The organism is Micromonospora sp. WMMD1102 (genome assembly GCF_029626265.1).
In the GTDB taxonomy this organism is placed as follows: domain Bacteria; phylum Actinomycetota; class Actinomycetes; order Mycobacteriales; family Micromonosporaceae; genus Plantactinospora.
The window spans coordinates 4,224,886-4,247,402 of record NZ_JARUBN010000001.1; the positions used below are offsets into that span (position 1 = coordinate 4,224,886).

Below are 22,517 nucleotides of genomic sequence, written 5' to 3' on the forward strand. Positions count from 1 at the left end.
CCCACGAACCACCAGCGAAAGGAAGCCTGATGTTCCAACGAGCCCGGCGCCGAGCAGCGGTGGTAGCTGCCGGCGCGCTCACCCTATCGCTCGTCGCCTGCGGCAGTGGCGACGAGTCGGATGCCGAGGACCTGTCGGCGAACCGGGCCGGCGCGATGGCCGAACTCGGCGTCAACCAGCAGTTCAAGGCGACCGAACCGGTGAAGTTCTCCATTCTCTACAACAACCACCCGAACTACCCCTACAAGGCCGACTGGATGTTCTGGTCCGAGCTGAACAAGCGGACCAACGTCACGCTCGAACCGGTCTCGGTGCCACTGAGCGACTACGAGCAGAAGCGCAGCCTGCTGATCGGTGCCGGCGACGCGCCGATGATCATCCCGAAGACGTACCCGAGTTCCGAGGACACCTTCGTCTCCTCCGGCGCCATCCTGCCGGTCAGCGACTACCTCGACCTGATGCCGAACTTCAAGGACAAGATCGAGAAGTGGAACCTGGCCCCTGAGATCAACCAGCGGCGCCAGGCGGACGGCAAGTTCTACCTGCTGCCCGGGGTGCACGAGAAGCCCTGGCACGACTACTCGCTGGCGATCCGGACCGACATCCTCAAAGAGCTGAACCTGGAGATCCCGAAGACCTGGGACGAGCTCTACACGGTGCTCAAGGCGATGAAGGCGAAGTACCCGAACACCTTCCCCTTCTCCGACCGGTGGAGCCAGCCGAACCCGGCCGGCAACCTGCTGAACATCCTCGCCGCGTCGTACGGGATGGAGGGCGCCGGCTGGAACTTCCAGCACGTGAGCTGGGACGCGAACGCCAAGAAGCTCTTCTACACCGGCGCCAGCGAGAACTACCGGCAGATGCTGACCTACCTGAACAAGTTGGTGAAGGAAGGGCTGCTCGACCCGGAGAGCTTCACCCAGACCGACGACAACGCCCGGCAGAAGCTGGCGAACGGCAAGTCGTTCGTGATCGGCAGCAACGCGCAGACGCTGGACAACGACTACCGGCCGGACCTGGCGAAGACGCTGCCGAACGCGACGCTCACCAAGATCCCGCTGCCGGTCGGCCCGGCCGGTGAGATCAACCCGGCTTCCCGGCTGGAGAACGGCATCATGATCTCCAAGAAGGCCCGGGACAGCAAGAACTTCGTCGCGATGATGCAGTTCATCGACTGGCTGTTCTACTCCGACGCCGGCCAGGAGTTCGCCCGGCTGGGCGTGGAGGGAACCACCTTCACCAAGGACGCCGCCGGCAAGTACACCCTCACCCCGGACGTCCGGATGATCGCGATCAACCCGAAGGCACCGAAGCACCTCCAGAAGGACTTCGGCTTCGCCAACGGCGTCTTCGCCTACGGCGGCAAGCCCGAGCTGGTGCAGTCCTTCTTCTCCGCGGAGGAGCAGGAGTTCCAGAAGGTGATGAACGCCCGGACCCCACGGCCGGTGATGCCGCCGTACCCGTTCACCGACGAGGAACGCGAGCAGATCTCGCTCTGGGCGACGCCGCTGAAGGACTTCGTCTACCAGGCGACGCTCCAGTTCATCCTCGGGCAGCGGGACCTCGCCCAGTGGGACGCCTACCTGACCGAACTCAAGGGCAAGAACATGGACGCCTACATGGAGAAGGTCCAGGAGGCGTACGAGCGGTACCAGAAGGAACACGGCTGAGGCGTCCGGTCCGGTCGTGCCCCGTCACGGGCACGGCCGGACCGGAGGTCGGCGCAGCGGCCCGCCCGCATCGGCAGCGGGGCGGGCGGGTCGCGCAACACGGAACAGAGGACCACCAGCATGCACGATCCCGTACCGGCCGCCCGGCCCTACCCCGACGGACGCGGGAGGCAGCCGGCATGAACGACAACGCACGGGTCGGCGCCCGGTTCGGCACCGGGCCGCTCTCCCGGGTCATGGCACTGGTCTACAGCCTGCTGGTGGTGGAGCTGCTGCTGGTCCTGACCACCCTGCCCGGGCTGGTCCCGCTCTTCCTGCTGGACCGGCACGCCAGCAACCTTCCGTTGGTCGCGCTCTGCGCGCTGCCGCTCGGCCCGGCACTGTCCGCCGCGCTCTACGCGCTGCGCCACCACCGCCCGGACCTGACCGACCTGAACCCGGCGACGCTGTTCTGGCGCGGCTACCGGGCCAACGCCCTGGGCGTACTGGCGATCTGGGTGCCCTGGCTCGCCTGGTTGACGATCGTCGCGCTGAACCTGAGCTACTTCGGCGCGGCCGGGGTGCCCGGCTGGTGGCGGGTGCCGCTGCTGCTGATCGCGCTCGGCGCCACCCTGTGGCTCGGGAACGCCCTGGTGATCACCTCGCTGTTCCGCTTCCGGGTCCGGGACGTCGCCCGGCTGGCGCTGCACTTCCTCGGGTACGCCCCGGGGGTGACGCTCGGCAACGTCTGCCTGCTGGTGGTGGCGGCCGGCATCGTCTGGGTCACCTCGGAGGCGGTCCTCGGGCTGCTGGGCTCGGTGCTGGTGCTGGCCCTGCTCCGCAACAGCCGCCCGCTGGTCGGCAAGGTCGAGAAGGAGTTCACCGCGTGAGCCTGCCGAGCGTCCCGAAGATCGCCTTCGGCGGGGACTACAACCCGGAGCAGTGGCCCGAGGAGGTCTGGAAGCAGGACTACCGGCTCTTCGACGCCGCCCGGATCGACACGGTCACCCTCGGCGTCTTCGACTGGGCGCTGCTCCAGCCCGCCCCGGACCGCTACGACTTCACCCTGCTGGACCGGATCGTCGAGCGGGCCGGCGCGCAGCGCCGGCGAATCTGCCTGGCCACCGCCACCGGAGCACATCCGGCCTGGCTGGCGAAGGCACATCCGGAGGTGACCCGGACGGACTTCGAGGGGCGCCGGCACCGGTACGGGCAGCGGCACAACTCCTGCCCCAGCTCCCCCGTCTTCCGTCGACTCTCCACCGAACTGGCTCGCCGGATCGCCCGCCGGTACGCCGGCAGCCCGGCGGTAATCGCCTGGCACGTCGGCAACGAGTACGGCGGCGCCTGCTACTGCGACCTCTGCGCCGCCGGCTTCCGGGCCTGGCTGCGCGACCGGTACGGCAGCCTCGACGCGCTCAACGCGGCCTGGTACACCACCTTCTGGTCGCACACCTTCACCGACTGGGACGAGATCGAGCCGCCGTCGGCGCTGACCGAGCACTGGCGCGGGCCGAACCACACCGCCTTCCAGGGCATCACCCTCGACTACCTGCGCTTCATGTCCGAGGCGATGCTTGCCAACTTCACCGACGAGAAGGCGGCGATCCGCGAGTCGAGCCCGGACGTCCCGGTCACCACCAACTTCATGGGGATGTACCGGCCGATCGACTACCATCGCTGGGCACCGCACCTCGACTTCGCCTCCTGGGACAACTACCCGCCGGACGACAACTCCCCGGCCTGGATGGCGCTGAACCACGACCTGATGCGCGGGCTCAAGGACGGCCAGCCGTTCTGGCTGATGGAGCAGACCCCGAGCCACACCGCGGCCCGGGACGTCAACCCGGTCAAGCGGCCCGGGGTGATGCGGCTGTGGAGCTGGCAGGCGGTGGCGCACGGCGCCGACGCGGTCCTCTTCTTCCAGCTGCGCGCCTCCCGGGGCGCCTGCGAGAAATACCACGGCGCGGTCATCGGGCACGCCGGGCGGGACGACACCCGGGTCTTCCGCGAGGTGGCCGAACTCGGCGCCGAACTGGACCGGCTCGGCCCGACGACGCTGGGCGCCCGCACGCCGGCCCGGGTCGCCCTGCTCTTCGACTGGGACAGCTGGTGGGCGCTGGAGATCTCCGACGGCCCGTCGCGGCTGCTGCGCTACCAGCAGATCGTGCACGCGTACTACAGGGCGCTCTGGACGGCCGGCGTCGACGTCGACGTCGTACCGGTGACCGCCGACCTCACCGGCTGTCAGGTGGTGGTCGCGCCGGCACTGCACATGCTCAAGGGTGACCTGGCGCAGCGGCTGGCGGCGGTGGCGCAGCGCGGCGGTTCGGTGCTCACCACCTTCCTGTCCGGCCGGGTCGACGAGGACGACAACGCGTTCCTGGCCGACGTGCCCGGACCGCTCGGCCCGCTGCTGGGAATCCGGGTCGACGAGTGGGACGCCCGCCCGCCCGAGGTGGTGAACCCGGTACGCCTGCACGACGCCGAGGCAGGAGCAGCCGGTGCCGGCGGAGGCGACGGCGGCGAGGTCGAGGTCGAGTCGCGGCTGCTCTTCGAGCTGGTGACCCCGCAGGGTGCCGAGGTGCTCGGCACCTACCAGGCGGACTTCTACGCCGGCACCCCGGCGGTGACCCGGAACAGTCACGGTGCCGGCCACGGCTGGTACGTCGCCGCCGGCCTCGACCAGCCGGGAGTGGACTGGGTGGTACGGCGGGTGCTGGAGCGGCACGACCTGCTCGGCCCGTACGCGGAACTGCCCGAGCTGGAGTCGACGGTGCGGGTCGCCCCGGACGGGACACGGCTGCGGTTCCTACTCAACCACGGCGCCGAGCCGGTCGAGACGACCGCGTACGCCGCCGGCACCGACCTGCTCGGCGGAGAGCGGATCGAGGTCGGCCAGCCGATCCGGCTCGCCCCGACGGGAGTGCTGGTGCTGCGCGAGGACGCCACCGGGCCGGCCGGTCGACAGGTGACCGGCTCACCGGCAGACCGGGAAGGAACACCGTGAACACCGCCGAGCTTGCGCCCGTACACCCGGCGTGGTTGCCGCCGGAGGCGTTCCGGGCGACAGGTGGCCGCCGGACCCTGGTCTGCGGCGAGGGCATGCTGGTGGCGACGGTGCACGACGAGGTGGCCCGGGCCTGCGCCCGGTACGGCGGCACGATCACCCGGCACCCCGGCGTCGACGGGGGCGGACCGTACGACCTGGTCTTCGTGCTCGGGTCGGCCGGGACGCTGCCGGCCGGGACGCTGCCGGCCGGCGTGTCGGAGGCAGTCGCGGACGCGGTGGCGGCGGCGGTCCGCGAACCGGGGCCGGACGAGCACGGGTACACGGCCGGGGACGGGCTCGGGCCGGAGGGTTTCGCGCTGGTCCGTCGGCACGGCGTGACGGTGGTGCTGGCCGACGAGCCGGCCGGGCTGCTCTACGGGCTGTTCGAGGTGGTCCGGCTCGGCGCGGCGGCGTTCGGCGCCGACCGCCCGGCACGGCGGCACCGGCCGGCGATGCGGCTGCGGCTGGTCAGCCACTGGGACAACGTCGACGTGCACCCGAGGATGGGGCAGGTCGAGCGGGGTTACGCCGGCGGCTCGATCTTCTGGCGGGACGGTGCGCCGCGGCACGACGCCGAGCGGGTACGCGGCTACGCCCGGCTGCTGGCCGCCTGCGGCTTCAACGCGATGACGGTGAACAACGTCAACGTGCACGGTACGGCGACCCGGCTGCTGACCGACCGGCTCGACGACGTCGCCGAGATCGCCGAACTGGTCCGCCCGTACGGGATCCGGGTGCACCTGTCGGTGAACTTCGCCGCGCCGGTCGCGCTCGGCGAGCTGCCGACCGCCGACCCGCTGGACGGGGACGTGCGGGCCTGGTGGGCCAAGGCCGCCCGGCGGCTGCACGAGACGATCCCGGACTTCGGCGGGTTCATGGTGAAGGCCGACTCCGAGGGGCAGCCCGGCCCGGACCGGTACGGGCGCAGCCACGCCGACGGCGCGAACATGCTCGCCGACGCCCTGGCACCGTACGGCGGGGTGGTGCACTGGCGGGCCTTCGTCTACAACCACCACCAGGACTGGCGGGACCGCTCCGTCGACCGGGCCCGGGCAGCGTACGACCACTTCACGCCCTTCGACGGCCAGTTCCGGGAGAACGTGATCCTCCAGGTGAAGCACGGGCCGATGGACTTCCAGGTCCGCGAGCCGGTCTCACCGGTCCTCGCCGCGATGCCGGGCACCCGGCTGGCCGTGGAGGTGCAGGCGACCCAGGAGTACACCGGGCAGCAGCGGCACGTCTGCTATCTCGGCCCGTCCTGGAGCGAGGTGCTGCGGTTCGCGCCCTGGGGGGAGGGCGGCCCGACGGTCGCCTCGGTGGTCGCCGGCACGACCGGCCACGGCACGCCGACACCCCCGACCGGCGACTCCCCTACCGGCGACTCCCCGACCGGCGGCGACCTGCCGGGGGCGTCGGCCGGGGGTGGGCTGGTGGTGGTCTCCAACGTCGGCGACGACCACTACTGGACCGGGCACCCGCTCGCCCAGGCGAACCTGTACGCCGCCGGCCGGCTCGGCTGGGCCCCCGACCTCGACCCGGTGGCCGTACTCGACGAGTGGATCGAACTCACCTTCACGCCGTCGGGGACCGGCGATCCGGAGCTGCTGCGCGGGACGCTGCACGCGCTGCTGGACGACTCGTGGCACACCTACGAGCGGTACACGGCGCCGCTCGGGGTCGGCTTCATGGTCCGGCCGAACACCCACTACGGGCCGGACGTGGACGGCTACGAGTACTCGCGCTGGGGCACCTACCACTACGCCGACCGGGACGGCGTCGGGGCGGACCGGACCCGGGCCACCGGAACGGGGTTCACCGGCCAGTACCCGCAGCCCTGGGCGGACCGCTACGAATCGCTGGAGCGGTGCCCGGACGAGCTGCTGCTCTTCTTCCACCACGTGCCGTACCAGCACGTGCTGCACAGCGGGTCGACGGTGATCCAGCACATCTACGACAGCCGCTTCGCCGGGGCGGAGGAGGTGGCCGGGATGGTCCGGCGGTGGGCCGGGATCGCCGGCTCGGGTCTGGTCGACCCGGCCCTGCACGCCCGGGTGACCGAGCGGCTCGCCGAGCAGTCGCGCTCCGCCGAGGAGTGGCGCGACAAGGTGAACAGCTATTTCCTCCGCAAGTCCGGGGTACCGGACGCGCACGACCGACCGATTTACTGACGCACCCGGCCGGCGATCGACCGCCGGCCGGGCCATCTGGTCGGTGCGGACGCGTCCGCGTCCGCCGGCTCAGGCGGGTGGGGCGTCGTCCGACGCGCACCCGCCTCCGGAGGCGCGCCGGTCAGCCGCCGCTGACCGGGTGGAACGGGTCGACCGAGTGCCGGGCCTTCGCCGTCCGGTTGGTGACGGTGGCGATCGAGTCGAACATGACCCGGCCCAGCGCCGCGTGCGCCTGCACCGCCGGATGCGTCGCACCGTAGTTGTCCAGGTCGCCCAGGGAGTCGGCGAACATCGCGTACGTCAGCGTCGGCGCGCCGGCCGCGTCGAACATGATCCCGGCCTCGTGCCGGGCCGCGCCCAGCTCGTCGTAGTCCGCGCCGTACTTCGTGGCGATCCGGCTGCGCTCGGCCGACGACATGTTGCGGCGCACCCCGTCGTGGTAGCCGTTGATCCAACGCAGGATGCCGAGCAGGAAGTTGGCCGACTTCGGCGTGACGATCGTCTTGTTCGCCAGCCGCCACAGCAGGTCGTGGGTCTCCCGGGGCGTGGTGACGCCGAGGAAGAACCGGTTCGGGTTGGCGACCGGCTCGACCCGGGTGTGCGTGAAGCCCTTGGCGGCGAGGATCTCGTTGATCTCCAGCGCCGGAACCACCCGCCCGCACATCCGGACGGCGGTGTTGTCCGAGACGAGCAGCATCGCGGTGAGGAAGTTGGCGACCGTGACGTCGTCACCCCAGACGGTGTGCAGGAAGTAGATGCCGGTGCCGCCGAGGATGATGTCGGCGGTGAGGTCGAGCTTCTGGTCGAGCCGGAGCTCGCCACGGTCGATCTTGTCCATCACCGCCACCGCGACCGCGAGCTTCTGCACGCTGTAGCCGTGGGTCACCTTGTCGACGTCGTCCGCCACGACTGTCTCCAGGGTGCCGGCGGAGTTGACCATCGCGATGTGCGAGTGCCACACCCCACGGGCCCGGGCCTTCTGCGCGGCGTACGCCTGACGGATCGTGGCCTGCGCGGTGCCGGTCGGCCCCAGCGGCCCCGCCGGCGCGCCCGGTCCGGACACCGGTGCCCGGCCGACCGCCACCGTCGCCGGTGGTGCGGCGGCAGCGGGCTGACCCGTCGCCACCAGTGCGGCCGCCGCCGCCCCCATCCCGATCGCCGCCCGGCGGCTGACGCTCTCCGACACCGTTGCCCCCCATGATCCATCGACGAACTACCGGGGGCGAGCGTACCGATCGTGATTTCCGGTAACAACCCGGACGGGGACGCGTACCAGCGCCGGCCGGCCCGACGCACCGATGCGCAACGGCCCGGAACGCCTCGCCGGGCGTAGGCTGAACCGCGTGGATCAAGAAGACCGGATTGCCCTCTTCCTCGACTACGAGAACCTGGCGCTGGGCGCCCGGGACCACCTCGGCGGCCTGGGCTTCGACTTCCGACCGATCGCCGACGCGCTGGCCGAGCGCGGCCGGGTGGTGGTCCGCCGGGCGTACGCCGACTGGTCGTTCTTCGGCGAGGACCGCCGGATGCTCACCCGGTCACACGTCGAGCTGATCGAGATCCCGCAGCGGATGGGGGCGAGCCGCAAGAACGCCGCCGACATCAAGATGGCGGTCGACGCGGTGGAACTCGCCTTCGAACGCGGATACCTGTCCACCTTCGTGATCTGCACCGGCGACAGCGACTTCACCCCGCTGGTGCACAAACTCCGCGAACTCAACAAGCGGGTGATCGGCGTCGGCGTGGAGAAGTCCACCTCGGCGCTGCTGCCGCCGGCCTGCGACGAGTTCCTCTACTACGACCGGCTCGAAGGGGTGGACATCCCGTCGACCCGCCCCCGCCGGGGCCGTCCGGCCCGGCCCACCGGCCCGGAGGCGCCGCAGGTCGAGCCGGACCAGCAGGTCGAGCCGGGACCGGAGGCCGCACAGGGGGTCGAGGAGCCGGTACGCGACGTCGACACCCTCGCCGAACTGGTCGCGCAGACCGTGGCGGGGTTGCAGGGCAGCTCGGGCGGGGAGGTCACCGCCTCGACGCTCAAGCGCACCCTGCTGCGCAAGGACCCGACGTTCAGCGAGTCCGACTACGGGTTCCGGGCCTTCGGCGAGCTGCTCCGGCACCTCGCCGAACACAACGTGGTCGAGCTGACCGAGGGCCCGGCCAAGGGCGACCCGGGAGTGTCACTGCCCGAGCACGGCGACCGGGAGGTGGCGTTCGGGCTGCTCCGTACCGTGCTCCTCGACCTGGCCGGCGCGGACGGCCCGGTGGCGCTCTCCGGGCTGAAGAACCAGCTCCGCCGGGCCCGCCCGGACTTCAGCGAGAAGAAGCTCGGCTACCGCAGCTTCCTCCAGTTCTGCAAGGCGGCCGCCACCGGCGGCGCGGTCGAGCTGCGGTGGAGCCCGGAGACCGACGACTACCTGCTCACCGCGCGCCCCGGGTGACGTCCCGGACCACCCCGCGCGCCGGGTACGCCGCCGGCCGGGGCCGGGCCGGCGGCTGCCGATAGTGTCTTGGCCCATGCGGTCGAAGCAGGAGCTCGATGCCGCCATCCGGCGGGAGCGCCGGGCGGCGCTGGTGGTCAACGCCCGCTCCCGCCGGGGCCGCCGGCTCTTCCAGGAGGCACGGGCCCGGCTGGTCGACGCGGGCTTCACGCTGCTCGGCACCTTTCCGACGGACCGCCCCGGTGAACTGGATGCGAGCCTGGCCGCCGCCGCCGAACTGGCGCCGGACCTGCTGGCCGTCGGTGGCGGCGACGGCACCATCGGCGCCGCCGCGCGCCTGCTCGCACACCGGGACATCGCGCTCGGGCTGCTGCCGCTCGGCACCACCAACAACTTCGCCCGGACCGTCGGCATCCCGCTCGACCTCGACGCCGCCGTCGCGACGCTGGCCGGCGGAAAGGTGATAGACGTCGACCTCGGGCTCGCCGACGGCATGCCGTTCGCCAACCACGTCGGCATCGGGCTCTCCGCCGACGTGATGGCCCGGGCACCGGCCCGGCTCAAGCGGTCACCGGCCGGCTGGCATACCCGGTGACCGCCCTGGCGCTGCTCACCGGACACCGTCCGATCCGGATCAGCCTGCGGGCCGGCGGGCAGTCCCGCGAGTTCCTGACCCACCAGCTCTACGTGGCCAACGGCGGCTTCCAGGCCGGCCGGCCGATCACCGCGGACGCGAACGCCGACGACCGGCTGCTGGTCGCGTACCCGGTCGGTGGCCCGACCCGCCGCGACCTGCTGCGCGCCACGGCGCGTAACGCGGCCACCGGACACCGCCGCACCCTCGACGACGAGCCGTTCCTCGCCGCCGGGGAGATCCTGCTCGACACCGACCGACCGGCCACGGTCGAGGTCGACGGCGAGGTACGCGGCCGGACCCCGATCCGGATCGGGCTCGACGCCAACGCGCTGCGGGTGATGGCCCCCGCCGACACACCCGACCGCTGACGCCGATTGCGCTGCCCGGCCGCGACCCGGGCGTGGCCCAACGCTGCCCGGCCGCGACCCGGACGTGGCACCCGGGCCGTTCAGGCGGCGAAGAGCAGCAGCAGGCCGGCGGTGGTGTAGAGGACCATCAGGACCAGCAGCGGCAGCTGGCCGACCACCGCCGTCCGGCGGTCGAAGAGCCGCAACGCCCTGTCGTGCGCGAGTACGGTGCCGAAGACGTGACCGAGGACGATCACGGTCACCTGGAGCAGTGCGGTACCGGCCGGGGAGGTGCCGAAGCCGCTCACGGTCCACGATCCGGTGCCCAGCCAGTCCGCTCCGGTGCCGAGCGGATCGGTGAGCAGGACCAGGGTGCGCTGCCCCTCCAGCAGGAAGAGGGTGAAATAGTGCGCGACCAGGTAGCCCACGGCGACCGGCACGATCGAATGCGCCACCTCCCCGGCGCACTCCCCCGCCGGACGACCACCGAGCCGGCCGGCCAGGCCGGTCGCGCCCAGATAGGCGCCGAGCACCAGCACGACCACCAGGGTGAGCCCGACCGTGCCGACCAGCGGAGCCGGCGCCGTCCCGGACTGGAGCACCCGGACCCAACCCGGGGCGTTGGAGACGCTGTCGTACATGGTGGAGCCGAGCAACACCACCACGAAGGCGACCAGGCCGGGCGCGGGGCGCAGCCCGGCCATCCCGTCCAGCGGGTGCTGCCGGACCAGCGTCCCGTCGCGACGCCGGGCCACCATTGCCAGCCGCCCGACGACGGCACTGTAGACCTCGAACGCGTCGCCCCGGTCGAACCAGCGGGACCCGTAGACGACCGCACCGGCCAGCATCGCGACGGCGTAGCCGGCGAGCCAGCCGCCGATCACCGGCAGACTCACCCGGTGCGGCGCCACCAGTTCCAGCCAGACGAACGCGAAGAGTCCACCGGCCGCCGGCCAGTACCCGAGTCCGGGCGGCAGGTCACGCAGCCCGCGTACCGGGTCGCGGCGCAGTGCCAGGCAGGCCAGGAGGTGCAGGGTGCGCAGCGGGTTCAGCACCGACCAGACCGGGCCGAAGAGCAGCGACAGGGGCAGCAGGCCGACCCAGAAAAGGACGTACACCATTCCGGCGGTCGGGTTGTCGGCGGTGTCCGGGCCGAGGAAGCCGAGCCCGGCGTACGCCGCGACGGCCAGCCCGACCAGCCGGCACAGCCACGGCCAGGCCCGGGCGGCCACCACCCGCCGGACCGGTGCCGGCAGTGGTCGGGGCGGTTCGGTGCCGAGCCGCGGCTCCCGCCAGAGCACGCCCAGGGCCACGAACGAGACCACCAGGGCGACCAGGGCACCGGTGAGCGCGAGACCGAACGGGATGGGCAGGTCCTGGCGCCCGCCGACGCCGTGCGCGAGCCACAACGCCGGCTACCGGACGACGAGCTGGAACAGTTGCAACTCCTGGCCGTGCGTCTCCACCTCGAAGAGCCCGTCCCGGTCGGCCACGAACTCCACCGTGCCGGCGACCCCGGGCTGCAGGTTGACCGACTTGTCGTACCCGTGCACGTGCACCATGTCGGCGACGTCGCTGGTCGTGGTGATCCGGACCGTCTGGCCCCGGTCCACCTCGATCCGGCCCGGCGCGGGCGAGACGGTGCCGTCGGCGATGGTGACCGTGACGGTCTCGGTGCCGGTGGCAGCCGGTTCACCGTCACCGCAGCCGGTCGGTCCGATCAGGAGCAGCGCGAGCAGTGCGGCGGCGTAGGCCGCGCGGGGTCGCCGGGGGTGGGGCGGCATCATGGCGGGGGCTCTCCAGGGACGGTCAGCGGCGCTTGCGGCGGTTCGAGGCGGCGGCGGGACGGCTCCGGCCGCGTTCCGGCGCACCGCCCTGCCCTCCGGACCGGGACGCGGCGCGGGAGCGGGTCGCGTTGTTTCGGGGACGGGTCGAGCTGTTTCGGGGATGGGTGGCAGGTTTGCCGGCGCGGGCCGGACGGCGGGCGACGCCGACGATCAGGACGGCGGCTCCGACCAGCAGCAGGACCGGCACCAGCCAGACCGAGGTGGCCAGGCCGTCGTCGTCCTGCCCGCTGCTCGGAGCGCCTACCGACTCGGACGGCGGTGCCCCGGCCGGCGTCGAGGCTGCGGCGGTCGGCTGGCCGTGTCCGGCGGAGGCCGCCGCGACCAGCTCCGGACTGGGTTGGTCGGTGGGGGCCCGCCAACCCGCCGGGGCGGGCGTGCCGGCGCCGGTGTAGGTGAATCCGACCTCGCCCTTGACCTCCTCGCCGTCCGAGGCGACCGTCTGGTAGCGCACCACGTAGCGGCCCTGCTCCGGCCAGTACGCCACCGGCACCTGCACGGTGAAGCCGACGTGGTACAGCTGCGGCTGCCAGACGCCGTCGATTCGCTGGTACTCGCGTACCGGCTTCTCCAGCCGGATCTGCGCACCGGGCGACCAGCGCCGGTCCACCCTCGCCCCGTCGGGCGCCGTCACGGTGAAGTACGCGAAGGTCGGGGGTTGCTCGGTGAACGCCAGCGACACGGACTCGACAGGTGCGGCCAGCGTTGCGCCGTCGGCCGGGGTGGAGACGGCGAGCTGCCCGTGCGCGTACGCCGGTCGGGGGTGCACAGTGGTGGCGGCCAGCGCGACGGTGAGCAGGCTCAGCACAACGGCGACGAGCAGACGCGGTGCCGCACGAACCATCGCGTACCTCGGCTCTCGGTAGAAACCTTCCGCGAGGCTAGCCGCTTTCGCTGGCTCTGAACAGACTTTCAGATGTCTCGACGAAACTTCCCGTACTGGTCTGGTTACCGCCCGGCGGACGGGTCGCACCGGCTCGGCGAGGCCCGAGCCGGTTACCGCCGCAGGGTGCCGGGGACGACCGGGCAGGTGGTCAGCGCCACCGGCGGATACGTGCGCCAGTGCGCCGCGACTGGTACCGGGCGGCCACCGGTGGCGTCCGCTCGGCGGCAGACTGGTTCCGCTCGGGCGGGCTCTGCCCCGGGGAGGGACTGCGCTCGGCGGACGCGCGTTGTTCACCCGTTCTGGACGGCGGCGTTTCGAGGCCGAGATCCCGGACGGCGTTCCGCAGGAAGCCGCCCGCCGCCCGCAGTGCCCCGCTCGCCACCTCACCGGCCCGAGCGGCTGCGGCGGTCGCCCCCGGCGGCAGCTGACCGGACCGGCCACCCCGCCGGCCGGTACCGGCGGCGGTCGGCCGATCCACCACGTCCGCCACGGCTTCCTCCGCCCGGACCGCACCCGCGTCCGACCGGGTCGCCGCAGCCGTCGCCTCCTCACCCGCCCGCACCGCATCCGCAGCCGACCGGCTCGCCGCAGCCACCGCTTCACCCGCTGGCGCCGCTGACACGTCCGACCACCTCGACTCAGTCACCGGCGGCCCGCTCGGCGGCACGTTGCTCCCGGCCGACCGGTCGATGGCGCGGGTCGCCGCCGCCTGCCACCCGAGGGCCTGTTCGGCGGCACGGTCCAGGCCGGTCACCGCGTCCCGCGCGGTACGGTTCACCTCGCCCACCGCGTTGTCCGCCGTCCGCAACAGATTCCCGAGGATCGCCGGGTTGCGGTCGATGGTGCTCAACGCCCGGTTCAGGATGCCGGCGAGTTGGTCGAGCCGCACCTTGAGCAGCGCCTCCGCCTCGACACCCTCGATGTCGAGGTCGACCTCTTCGAGGTGGACCCGGACACCCGCGTCGATCTGCAACAGGTTCGCCAGCCTGGTCCGCAGCGAGAGGTCGGCGTCCAGGCCGTGCACGCTGAGCCGGATCTTCTCCACGCTGAGCTGCGGCACGTCGAGCAGGATGTCCGGCTCGGCGGCGGATGCGACGCGTTCGGCCACCGGTAGGTCGACTTCGTCAGCGACAGGGTCGACAGCAGGGCCGACTGCGGCGGGAACCTCCGGCACGACGCGCTCCCGTCGCTCACCGCCATACCCCCGGCCGCTCGGACCACCGGTCCGCCGGACGTCCTGGCGACCGCCTCTCCCCTGCTCCGGTGGGTCCGCCGACCGGTTCTCCCGCATCACCCGCCCCTTGCCGTCGACCAGCCCGCCCTGAATCCCGCCCTGAATGTCGTCGGCGGCGTACCCGATTTCGGGACGGCCACGCGTGCCCGGAAGACGAGGCCGGAACCGAGCCAGCTCGCGGGCTGTCGACACCTCGCCCGCCGCAATCGGGCCCGGAAGGCGTCGGCAGAGCCCACAACCCGAACACTTAGACAACCTTCGAACACTCAACACTCAACACTCGCACTTGCCACCCCTTGGGGGTAAGTGCGCGTGAGCCAAGTGCGGGGCCTCCCCTGGCCGATGGGTGAGCGGTTCACCGCCTCCTGGCCGACATGCCTTCCGGCCACCCGTGAGCAGTCCCCCGCCTCTTGGCCCATAAGCCCACGTGAGCAGCCGGACCCCACTGGCCGACACGAGGCACGTCGGCAACCCGCCGAACCCCTACCCGAGGAGACCACCAATGACGAAGCTTCCGACCGTCCCCGGCTACCTGCGACCCGGGCAACCGCAGGGCGGACGTACTCCGCTCGCACTGCTGGTGCCATGCCGGCCGTGCGGAGTGTGGCACCGGCACGGAGCCGGCACAATGGACGGGCCGTACTACAAGCCGGGTGACCTGACGCACCGGGTCGCGCACTGTCCCCGGCCGGTGGACAGCTACGAATGGGTCCGCGTCCAGGCGGAGCCATTCGACCCGCGTTGGATGCGCAACCGCCGCCGGGCCTTTTCGGTGATCACGGAGGCGTACCCGTGGCCCGCGTAGGCCGGTGGGAGCAGCGCCGGAGCCGCTGGAGGACTGGCGCATCCCGGCGAGCCGGGGAGAGCTACTGGCCGAACTGGACCTCTGCGGTGTCCCCGTGGAAATGTCCGCCCGGGACGCTCGCCGTGTCCTGGAGCTGTCCGGGACATGGGTGTCCGTGTCCCGGCTCCGGGACGCTCAGCGTGTCCGGCGGGGACATGTCCCCGTGTCCCGATGTCCCGATGTCCCGTGTCCCGGTGGTCGTGGTCGAACCCGGACATGTCCCGGTTCGACCACGACGTGTCCCGGGACGGGGCCGTGTCCGGGCACGAAACCTTCCAGTGACCACCACCGATCCGGACACGGACCGGTACCGCCGCATCCTGACCGGCAACCCGCAGAAGATGGCCACCCCGGAGCCCCCGGCCGCACAGGGCCGCCGGACGCCACGCGTCCAGACGACCGTGCCGGTATCCCCCGCCGACCACATCGACTCCGATTCCGCCCGGTTCCGGCGCATCCTCGGTTACTAAGGAGACACCCCATGCTGACGCACCCGCAGGCCACGAACACCCGCACCCGCTACGCCCCGGACCTCGGTGTCTGGTGGGTCGACAGTGGAGACGGACACCCGGGGGAGCCTCGTACCTCCTGGCCGTGGCAATGCACTTCGCCCGGGAGGCCGGGGACCTGACGGAGTGCACGTGCTTCCCAGACCACTCCCAAGCACCCGGTGGCCGTGACGTTCAGGTCTCAGAACCCAAGGTCCACACGGTGGATCACCGGGGCGGCCTGGTGATCTTCGGTCACGGTTCGGCGGAGCGGGTACCGGGTGCGGCGGAGGCGAACCGGGCCGCGTGCCCGCTGGCGAACCCCGACGGTGAGGACCAGGCCCGGAAGTGGCGCCGGACTGGCGACAAGGCCGCCCTGATGAACGCCACGGCCACCCTCCCGACCGCTTCCACAGGCACGCTCCGACCGGCCGCACCCGGGAGCAAGGCCCCGGAGGTGTGGGAGGGGGAGCCGCTGAGCGGTCGGACCGTCGGCCAGGTTCCGGCACGGCATGTGCACCCGGAGATCCGGGCGGACCTGCTCCGGCTCCAGGCGCTCAGCGAGGAGGCGACCCGGCTCCGCAGTGCGGCCCGTCAGGCGAAGATGACGGCGGCGGACGGCCCGACGGCGGCCCGGAAGCTGGTGGCGGAGGCCGCCGCCTCCAGGAACGCGGTGGACGGGGCGGACGTGAACCGGATCATCCGGGAGCGTCAGGAGGAGGCCGCTACCGCCGAACTGGTGGCGGAGGGGACGGCGGACGCGGTGAATACGCTCCGGCGTCGGGTGGCCGCTGGGATCGCGGAGCGGCGGCCGGAGTGGCTGGCGTACCTCCACGGCCAGGCGGTGGCGGAGTTGGCCCGGCTGGACCTGGTGGTGAAGGAGCCGAGCCGGCTATTCGTGGCGGGCTCCACGATCGCGGGCCGGGCGGTCCAGGAGGTCAGGGAGACGCGGGAGCGGGCCGCTTCCGCACTCTGGAGCCTGGAGCGCCACTCGGTCCTGGACGCTTGGGGGAAGGCCGTCACGGCGGCCTCAGCGGCACAGCGAACGGCCCGCACCCCGCGAGAAGGCCAATCCGAGGGGTGCGGGCCGTTTCGTGTCTCTGTGGGCCGCTCAGTCCTCCGCGTCCGGGTCGGCGCCGCGTGCCTTCCACGGCTGGTGTTCCTCGATCCAACGCTCCACGTCCTCCGCCAGCCACACCGCACCGCCGGCCAGGCGTTCGTACGGCTCTGGGAAGTCGGGCCGGGCGATCAACTGGAGCGTACGCGTCCGGGACACGCCCAGGCGGTCCCTTAGCTCCTGAGCGCCGTACAACTTCCGGCCGGCCATGGACGTGACGCTATTAGGTCTGATCAGGCTACATATGTCAGTTATCGCATTGCGCAGTCTACAAACCTGTACAGTTAGCACCTGTGTCAGGTTGCCTATAGGGGCACGGCAAAGGGAAGCGGTCCGGATACGTGACTAGGGCTCCGTGGCCGGGCCTGCCCTCCCAGGAAGGGTGACGCGTGTTCAGTGACGACCTACCGCCCCAGCTCGTACCGCCTACGGGCGCCAGGCCAGCCCCCATGACCTGGATGTCCGACCCGGAGGTGATCAACCCGTCTCTGCCGATCCACCTGTGCGTCCGGTGCGCGGACGCTCTGGCCACCGGGGATGAGAAGCACGTCTGTATCGAGGATGACCCGAACCGGCACCCGGCGGCGGCCCTGCGGGACTGGCGCTGTGAGTGCCCCTGCCAGCCGTAACCCGAACCGGATGGCAGAGAGACGGCCCGGACCTCCACGGAGGTCCGGGCCGTCTTCTACGCCTGCCGAGTCCTAGCGGGTGCCAGGATCCGACGGGCGCAACTCTGAAAGTGCTGGTCCAGGCGCTGCTGTCCAGGTACGCCCGCACGCCCCGCGCGATGCCGGCCAGGATCCCGAGCGGGATCAGGACGCGGAAACCCTGCACCCCGGCTCCCGATGGGTGCCCGCAACCGGAACGGCCGCCGGGTCCCCGTGGTCAGCGCCGGACGCGCAGGTCCAGCCAGACCAGCCGGTGGTCGGAGCTGGGGAACGGGAACGTCCCGGTCAGCCGCGACAGCGGATCGCCGGCCACCGGCCAGAACACGCCCCCGCCGCGCACGTCCAGCCCCCGGGACGGCAGCACGTAGTCGGCGCGCAGGTTCCCCGGCCCCGGTACGTCGGCGAAGTCGGCCGTGTCGTGCACCGGCTCGCTGCGGTGCGTCGGGTTGGCGCCGCCCTGCACCGCCGCCGCCTCGGCCGCACCCGCGCTGCCCGGCACGAGCCGGTCGTGGATCCACCGGTGGTCGAGGAGCTGCCGTGCGGCGTCGGGAAGGCTGTCCCCGTCGTTCGGGTCGGAGTTGAGGTCACCGGCGATCACGAACTCCGCACCGGGACGCAGCCCGCCCCGCCGGCCCCGGTCGTCGTAGATGTACCGCCCGGCGCCCGGCCGCACGTAGTCGGCCCAGAACCGGATCTCGTCGAAGTTGCGTCGCCCGTTGCGGTCCTCCGCACCGTCGAAGACCGGCGGTGTGGGGTGGCTGACCAGGAAGTGCACGGTACGCCGTCCGAGCTGGACCGGCAGGTCCCAGTGGCTCTTCGAGGAGAGCCGGACCGCAGCCAGCTCCTCCGGCGAATACCAGTCGGCCGGCGCCGTGGTGTCCGGGTCGTCGGGCAGCAGCGCCCCCGGCATGTCCTTCCAGCGGAACTCCTGGAAGGTGCGGGCCTGCCGCAGTTCGATCGGATAGCGGGAGTAGACGACCATGCCGTACTGCCCGGGAAATGCTCCGAAGCCGAGGGCGTCGTCGCCGTACCCGGTGGTGCCGGGCTCGGTGGCGACCAGACCGTCGTTGTTGAGGTCGAAGCCGGAGGCGATCCCGGTGTTGCTCGGCGCGACGAACCGGTGGGGGTAGTGGACCGGCCGGGCACCGTGCTGGCCGACCGACAGGTAGTTCTGCTGGAACAGTCGTGCGGCCACCGGGTCGAAGTCGAACTCGTTGACCAGCAGCACGTCCGGCCGGGTGCGTTGCACGATCTCGGCGATCGTCCGGGCCTGCGCGTTGGCCGGGGTGGAAAGGTCGGAGCGCAGCGCGCCCTCGGCACCACGGTTGAGGGAGGCGTTGAACGTGGCGAACCGCACCGTACCGGCGCCGCCGTGTGCCATCACCGGTGACGCGGCAGCGGGCAGCCCGGCGGCGGTGACGGCGACGGCGAGCAGGCCCGCCCGGACCGCGTACCGGCCGGTTCGCCCGGAACTCCAGGACATGTTTCCTCCTTGACGTTGATCTCCGCCCGCGTGTCTATCGTCGTGTCCCGAGCATCCGGTGACCAGGGCGTGAAATCTGGACGTCCCGTCGTGGCTGACCGGGCCGCGCGACACCGTCCCGCCGCTTCGGCCGAACGTGTCATGTGGACCGGGCGACCCAGAGGTGAGAATCGACAGCAGGCCGCGCACCCGCCCCGGACGGAATTCCACGGAGAGGGGAACGATCAGCATGGTCACCCAGGTGGTCGTCATCGGAGCCGGAGTGTACGGCGCGGCGGTCGCCGCCGGGCTGACCCGCCGGGGCGCCCGGGTCACCGTCGTCGACGCCGGGGCGCCGGCCGGCGGCACCTCCGGGGCGACGTTCTCCTGGACCAACTCCTGCGGCAAGCAGCCCCGGGCCTACCACGAGCTGAGCGTGGCGAGCATGGCGGCGCACCGCCGGCTCGCAGCCGAGACGCCGCGGGGCGACTGGTACCACGAGGGCGGCAACCTGGAGTGGGCCGACGGCGACGACGCCCGTGCCAAGCTGCGGGCGAAGGTCGAGGGCGTGCTCGCCTACGGGTACGAGGCGCGGTGGCTGGACCGGGCCGAGGTGCTCCGCCTCGAACCGGAGATGGCTCCGGCCGAACTGCCGCCCGACGGGATCGCCTACTTCCCCCGGGAAGGCTGGGTCGACCCGGCCGGCCTGGTCGGGCACCTGCTGGCGACCGCGCTCTCCGGCGGCGCCGAGGTCGTCCGCGACGACGCCGTCACCGGTCTGGAGGTCGACGGTGCCGAGGTACGCGCGGTGCGGCTCGCCTCGGGACACCGGCTGCCCGCCGCCGCCGTGGTGAACTGCGCGGGGCCGCAGGCCGGCCGGGTCGCCGACCTCGCCGGGCTCGCGCTGCCGATGCGCAACACCCGTGGCGTACTCGTCTACACCTCCCCGACCGCCGTCGCGGTCTCCCGGGTCGTGCACGCCCCACACGTCCATCTGCGCCCAGACGGGCACGGGCGGCTGCTGCTGCACAGTCCGGAGATCGACGACGCGGCGCAGCCGGCCGCCGACGGCGGATACCAGGTGCCCCGACCGGCGGTGGACCGGGTGGTCGAGGCGGGGACCCGACTTTATCCCGGCCTCCGGGACGTGACCGTCCGGGAGGTACGGGTCGGTGAACGGCCCATCCCCGGTGACGGCCTGCCGGTGCTGGGCCGGGCGGGCCGGCTGCCGAACTTCCACTTCGCCGTCTCGCACAGCGGCGCGACCCTGAGCGTGTACGCCGGTGACCTGGTCGCGGCCGAGGTGCTCGGCGAGGACCGGGACGCGGAGCTGGCGCCGTACCGGTTCGACCGATTCGACCGATTCGGCCGGTCCGACCCGTCCGACCGGTCCGACGGGTACGCCGGCTGAGGCGGGCGTACCGGCGGCACCCGTCCCGGTCCTGCGGAGATCAGCGCTCAATGGCCTTGGTCTCCAGGAACTCCGCCAGCCCCGCCCGGCCGAACTCCCGGCCGAACTCCCGGCCGTTCCCGGACTGCTTGTAGCCGCCGAACGGGGCGAGCGGGTTCCACTGGCCGCCGTTGACGTCCACCTGGCCGGCACGCAGTCGCGCCCCGAAGCGGATCACGCATCCACGGCTCGGCCTCCTCGAACTGCACTGTCAGGTGCTGCTCGATCCCGACCAGTCCCAGTCGCTGCTGGTCTTCACCGCCACCCCGGGCAGCGAGAGCGCGGAGAAGCTGCCCCAACTCTCGGTCGTCGGCGGTCAGCGGCCCTGACGCCGGCCAAAGATCCGACGGCGAGCGGGGTCGGGCCCATTGGCACCACACCGCCGCCGGTGCAGTGGCGTGGGAGGCCGGGACGGCTGCTGTCAGGCGGGCGGGCTGGCGAACTGGCCGAGCTTGTCGGGGTTCAGCACGACGAACAGGCGCTCGATCCCCCGGCCGGTGGTCGTCAGGGCGAGCAGCGCCTGCGGAGTACCGTCGGCGGCCGCCACCAGCAGGCACTCCGCGCCGTTGGCCGGGACCAGCCGGAGCACCGACCCGTGCCAGTACTTCCGCAGCACGTTGTCCAGGAAGTTCGTGACCCGGGCCGGGCCGGTGACGTCCCGCCTCGAGGCGTGCACCCGTCCCCCGCCGTCGGAGCGCGCGACCACGTCGTCGGCGAGCAGCCGCTCCAGGGCGGCCAGGTTCCCGCCGTCGGCCGCCGCCAGGAACGCCTCGACCAGCCGCCGGTGCTCGGCCCGGCCGACCGGCGCCGACCGGGCCGAATCCAGGTGCCGGCGGGCCCGGCTCAACAGTTGCCGGGCGTTCGCCTCCGACGTCGCCAGGACCTCGGCCACCTGCCGGTGGGTGTAGTCGAACGCCTCCCGCAGCACGTACGCCGCCCGCTCCGCCGGGGCGAGCTTCTCCAGCAGCAGGAGTACGCCCAGCTCCAGCCCCTCCGCCCGCTCGGCGCCGAGCGCCGGGTCGGCGGCGGTGTCCACCGGCTCCGGCAGCCACGGCCCCGGGTACGTCTCGCGACGCGCCCGGGCCGTCGTCACCGCGTTGATCGCCAACCGGGTGGTCGTGGTGGTGAGGAACGCCTCGGGGTTGCGCACGTTCCGGCGGTCCGTCCGCTGCCAGCGCAGCCAGGTGTCCTGCACCACGTCCTCGGCGTCCCCGACACTGCCCAGCATCCGGTAGGCGATCCCGAACAACCGTCCCCGGACGGCCTGGAAGTCCGCCACGTCATCGGTCTGACCGGTCTGACCGGTCCGTCCGTCGGCTGCGGGCTGCACCGGACCATCCTCCCCGGCTGCGGCGCGATCCGGCAAAGTCGTCGGGACCGGCTGGCGGCGGAGGGTTACCGCGCCCTGCCGGTCGCCTCGCGCCACTGCGCCAGGTGGATCTGACCGATCCGGGCCTCGCCGGTGGGCACCAGCGCGTCGTCGGCGACCTCGGCACCGTAGTAGCCGGCGGCCTGGTCCGCCACCACCTCCCGGGGGTCCCCGTCCGCGTCCAGCACCGACCGGATCACCTCGTCGAGGCGGGACCGCTCGGGTCCGGCCACCTCGACGATGCCGCCGACCGGGGTGCCGAGCGCGACGTCCGCCACCGTGGCCGCCACGTCGTCGGCGGCGATCGGCTGGAAGAGCACCGGCGCCAGGTGTACGGTGTCGCCGTCGGTACCGATGCCGGCGATGGCCTCGAGGAACTCGAAGAACTGCGTGGCACGCACGATCGAGTACGGCACCGGCGACGCCGGGAGCAGCTTCTCCTGTGCCACCTTCGCCTGCATGTACCCGACGTTCGGCATCCGGTCCGCGCCGACCACCGACAGCGCCACGTGGTGACCCACCCCGGCCGCCGCCTCGGCCGCGAGCAGGTTCCGGGTGGACGTCTCGAAGAACTCCAGCGCGGCAGCCGGCTCGAACGAGGGCGCGTTCGACACGTCCACGACGACCTCGGCGCCGTCGAGTGCCTCGGCCAGCCCCTCCCCGGTCACCGCGTTCACCCCGGTCTTCGGGGACGCCGGCACCGCCTGGTGGCCCTGTGCGGCGAGCAGGTCCACGACCTTGCCGCCGATGAGTCCGCTGCCGCCGATAACGACGATCTTCATTTTGGTCCTCTGGTTGTCGTCCCTGTCCAGGCGCCGGTTGGCGCCCGGCCATCACAACGACCGGGCGGGACGTCGATTCGTG

20 protein-coding genes and 1 pseudogene are annotated in these 22,517 nt (G+C 72.3%); 12 read left to right on the plus strand and 9 right to left on the minus strand.

Annotation, left to right across the window (positions count from 1 at the left end; translation table 11 throughout):
* The first annotated feature begins 29 nt into the window (after positions 1–29).
* From O7626_RS18785 to O7626_RS18800, 4 genes are all read left to right on the plus strand, one after another.
* Positions 30–1,670 carry an extracellular solute-binding protein gene (locus tag O7626_RS18785; RefSeq protein WP_278062463.1) on the plus strand — a complete coding sequence of 547 codons (1,641 nt, stop codon included), beginning with the start codon at positions 30–32 and terminating at the stop codon, positions 1,668–1,670.
* Between the two features lie 179 nt (positions 1,671–1,849).
* The gene (locus O7626_RS18790) at positions 1,850–2,539 is read left to right on the plus strand and encodes a DUF624 domain-containing protein (protein WP_278062464.1); all 690 of its coding nucleotides are present in this window, start codon (positions 1,850–1,852) and stop codon (positions 2,537–2,539) included.
* The gene (locus O7626_RS18795; RefSeq protein ID WP_278062465.1) at positions 2,536–4,659 is read left to right on the plus strand and encodes a beta-galactosidase; all 2,124 of its coding nucleotides are present in this window, start codon (positions 2,536–2,538) and stop codon (positions 4,657–4,659) included. The genes O7626_RS18790 and O7626_RS18795 overlap by 4 nt, the downstream gene beginning before the upstream one ends.
* Positions 4,656–6,869 (plus strand): alpha-glucuronidase, encoded by a 2,214-nt coding sequence (locus O7626_RS18800; protein WP_278062466.1) that lies wholly within the window; start codon positions 4,656–4,658, stop codon positions 6,867–6,869. Before O7626_RS18795 ends, O7626_RS18800 begins: the two co-directional genes overlap by 4 nt.
* Positions 6,870–6,990: 121 nt before the next feature.
* Here O7626_RS18800 and O7626_RS18805 read toward each other — a convergent pair whose 3' ends face one another.
* Complete coding sequence (locus O7626_RS18805; protein ID WP_278062467.1) at positions 6,991–8,055, minus strand: serine hydrolase; 1,065 nt, start codon at positions 8,053–8,055, stop codon at positions 6,991–6,993.
* Between the two features lie 157 nt (positions 8,056–8,212).
* On the opposite strand from O7626_RS18805, the gene O7626_RS18810 reads away from it, so the two are divergent.
* From O7626_RS18810 to O7626_RS18820, 3 genes are all read left to right on the plus strand, one after another.
* On the plus strand, positions 8,213–9,307 hold the full coding sequence (locus O7626_RS18810; RefSeq protein WP_278062468.1) for an NYN domain-containing protein: 1,095 nt from the start codon (positions 8,213–8,215) through the stop codon (positions 9,305–9,307).
* A 76-nt stretch (positions 9,308–9,383) separates the two neighbouring features.
* Positions 9,384–9,902: a diacylglycerol kinase family protein gene (locus O7626_RS18815; RefSeq protein WP_278062469.1), complete on the plus strand. Its 519-nt coding sequence runs from the start codon at positions 9,384–9,386 to the stop codon at positions 9,900–9,902.
* Positions 9,899–10,312 carry a hypothetical protein gene (locus O7626_RS18820; protein WP_278062470.1) on the plus strand — a complete coding sequence of 138 codons (414 nt, stop codon included), beginning with the start codon at positions 9,899–9,901 and terminating at the stop codon, positions 10,310–10,312. The genes O7626_RS18815 and O7626_RS18820 overlap by 4 nt, the downstream gene beginning before the upstream one ends.
* Positions 10,313–10,392: 80 nt before the next feature.
* Here O7626_RS18820 and O7626_RS18825 read toward each other — a convergent pair whose 3' ends face one another.
* The 4 genes from O7626_RS18825 to O7626_RS18840 all read right to left on the minus strand — a co-directional run bounded on the left by O7626_RS18825 (position 10,393) and on the right by O7626_RS18840 (position 14,195).
* Positions 10,393–11,700, minus strand: a complete 1,308-nt coding sequence (locus O7626_RS18825) for a hypothetical protein (RefSeq protein WP_278062471.1) — start codon at positions 11,698–11,700, stop codon at positions 10,393–10,395.
* A gap of 6 nt (positions 11,701–11,706) precedes the next feature.
* The gene (locus O7626_RS18830; protein WP_278062472.1) at positions 11,707–12,078 is read right to left on the minus strand and encodes a hypothetical protein; all 372 of its coding nucleotides are present in this window, start codon (positions 12,076–12,078) and stop codon (positions 11,707–11,709) included.
* A gap of 22 nt (positions 12,079–12,100) precedes the next feature.
* Positions 12,101–12,979: a copper resistance protein CopC gene (locus O7626_RS18835; RefSeq protein WP_278062473.1), complete on the minus strand. Its 879-nt coding sequence runs from the start codon at positions 12,977–12,979 to the stop codon at positions 12,101–12,103.
* A gap of 190 nt (positions 12,980–13,169) precedes the next feature.
* Positions 13,170–14,195, minus strand: coding sequence for a hypothetical protein (locus O7626_RS18840; RefSeq protein WP_278062474.1), 1,026 nt, complete (start codon positions 14,193–14,195; stop codon positions 13,170–13,172).
* Between the two features lie 562 nt (positions 14,196–14,757).
* Between O7626_RS18840 and O7626_RS18845 the strand changes: the two genes are divergently transcribed.
* From O7626_RS18845 to O7626_RS41555, 3 genes are all read left to right on the plus strand, one after another.
* Positions 14,758–15,060 (plus strand): hypothetical protein, encoded by a 303-nt coding sequence (locus O7626_RS18845; RefSeq protein ID WP_278062475.1) that lies wholly within the window; start codon positions 14,758–14,760, stop codon positions 15,058–15,060.
* A gap of 317 nt (positions 15,061–15,377) precedes the next feature.
* Positions 15,378–15,569 carry a hypothetical protein gene (locus O7626_RS18850; protein WP_278062476.1) on the plus strand — a complete coding sequence of 64 codons (192 nt, stop codon included), beginning with the start codon at positions 15,378–15,380 and terminating at the stop codon, positions 15,567–15,569.
* Positions 15,570–15,810: 241 nt separating this feature from the next.
* Complete coding sequence (locus O7626_RS41555) at positions 15,811–16,881, plus strand: hypothetical protein (protein WP_347404800.1); 1,071 nt, start codon at positions 15,811–15,813, stop codon at positions 16,879–16,881.
* Between the two features lie 708 nt (positions 16,882–17,589).
* Here O7626_RS41555 and O7626_RS18860 read toward each other — a convergent pair.
* Positions 17,590–18,855 carry an endonuclease/exonuclease/phosphatase family protein gene (locus tag O7626_RS18860; RefSeq protein ID WP_278062478.1) on the minus strand — a complete coding sequence of 422 codons (1,266 nt, stop codon included), beginning with the start codon at positions 18,853–18,855 and terminating at the stop codon, positions 17,590–17,592.
* A 229-nt stretch (positions 18,856–19,084) separates the two neighbouring features.
* Here O7626_RS18860 and O7626_RS18865 point away from each other — a divergent pair, with 229 nt between their 5' ends.
* Positions 19,085–20,245: an FAD-dependent oxidoreductase gene (locus tag O7626_RS18865; protein WP_278062479.1), complete on the plus strand. Its 1,161-nt coding sequence runs from the start codon at positions 19,085–19,087 to the stop codon at positions 20,243–20,245.
* Positions 20,246–20,285: 40 nt separating this feature from the next.
* On the opposite strand, the pseudogene O7626_RS18870 reads toward O7626_RS18865, so the two are convergent.
* A pseudogene (locus O7626_RS18870) lies at positions 20,286–20,444 on the minus strand (aldehyde dehydrogenase family protein); the annotation flags it as partial.
* Between O7626_RS18870 and O7626_RS18875 the strand changes: the two are divergent.
* Positions 20,416–20,613: a hypothetical protein gene (locus O7626_RS18875; protein WP_278062480.1), complete on the plus strand. Its 198-nt coding sequence runs from the start codon at positions 20,416–20,418 to the stop codon at positions 20,611–20,613. The pseudogene O7626_RS18870 and the gene O7626_RS18875 overlap by 29 nt on opposite strands.
* A gap of 92 nt (positions 20,614–20,705) precedes the next feature.
* On the opposite strand, the gene O7626_RS18880 is transcribed toward O7626_RS18875, so the two are convergent.
* Together O7626_RS18880 and O7626_RS18885 are read right to left on the minus strand one after the other, a co-directional pair.
* Positions 20,706–21,614 carry an RNA polymerase sigma-70 factor gene (locus O7626_RS18880; RefSeq protein WP_278062481.1) on the minus strand — a complete coding sequence of 303 codons (909 nt, stop codon included), beginning with the start codon at positions 21,612–21,614 and terminating at the stop codon, positions 20,706–20,708.
* A 65-nt stretch (positions 21,615–21,679) separates the two neighbouring features.
* On the minus strand, positions 21,680–22,435 hold the full coding sequence (locus O7626_RS18885) for an NAD(P)H-binding protein (RefSeq protein ID WP_278062482.1): 756 nt from the start codon (positions 22,433–22,435) through the stop codon (positions 21,680–21,682).
* Positions 22,436–22,517 lie beyond the last annotated feature (82 nt).

Coding starts and splice junctions, on each gene's coding strand:
- O7626_RS18785 (WP_278062463.1), top strand. CDS start 30: ATGTTCCAACGAGCCCGGCGCCGAGCAGCGGTGGTAGCTGCCGGCGCG.
- O7626_RS18790 (WP_278062464.1), top strand. CDS start 1,850: ATGAACGACAACGCACGGGTCGGCGCCCGGTTCGGCACCGGGCCGCTC.
- O7626_RS18815 (WP_278062469.1), top strand. CDS start 9,384: ATGCGGTCGAAGCAGGAGCTCGATGCCGCCATCCGGCGGGAGCGCCGG.
- O7626_RS18830 (WP_278062472.1), bottom strand. CDS start 12,078: ATGATGCCGCCCCACCCCCGGCGACCCCGCGCGGCCTACGCCGCCGCA.
- O7626_RS18835 (WP_278062473.1), bottom strand. CDS start 12,979: ATGGTTCGTGCGGCACCGCGTCTGCTCGTCGCCGTTGTGCTGAGCCTG.
- O7626_RS18845 (WP_278062475.1), top strand. CDS start 14,758: ATGACGAAGCTTCCGACCGTCCCCGGCTACCTGCGACCCGGGCAACCG.
- O7626_RS18860 (WP_278062478.1), bottom strand. CDS start 18,855: ATGTCCTGGAGTTCCGGGCGAACCGGCCGGTACGCGGTCCGGGCGGGC.
- O7626_RS18865 (WP_278062479.1), top strand. CDS start 19,085: ATGGTCACCCAGGTGGTCGTCATCGGAGCCGGAGTGTACGGCGCGGCG.
- O7626_RS18885 (WP_278062482.1), bottom strand. CDS start 22,435: ATGAAGATCGTCGTTATCGGCGGCAGCGGACTCATCGGCGGCAAGGTC.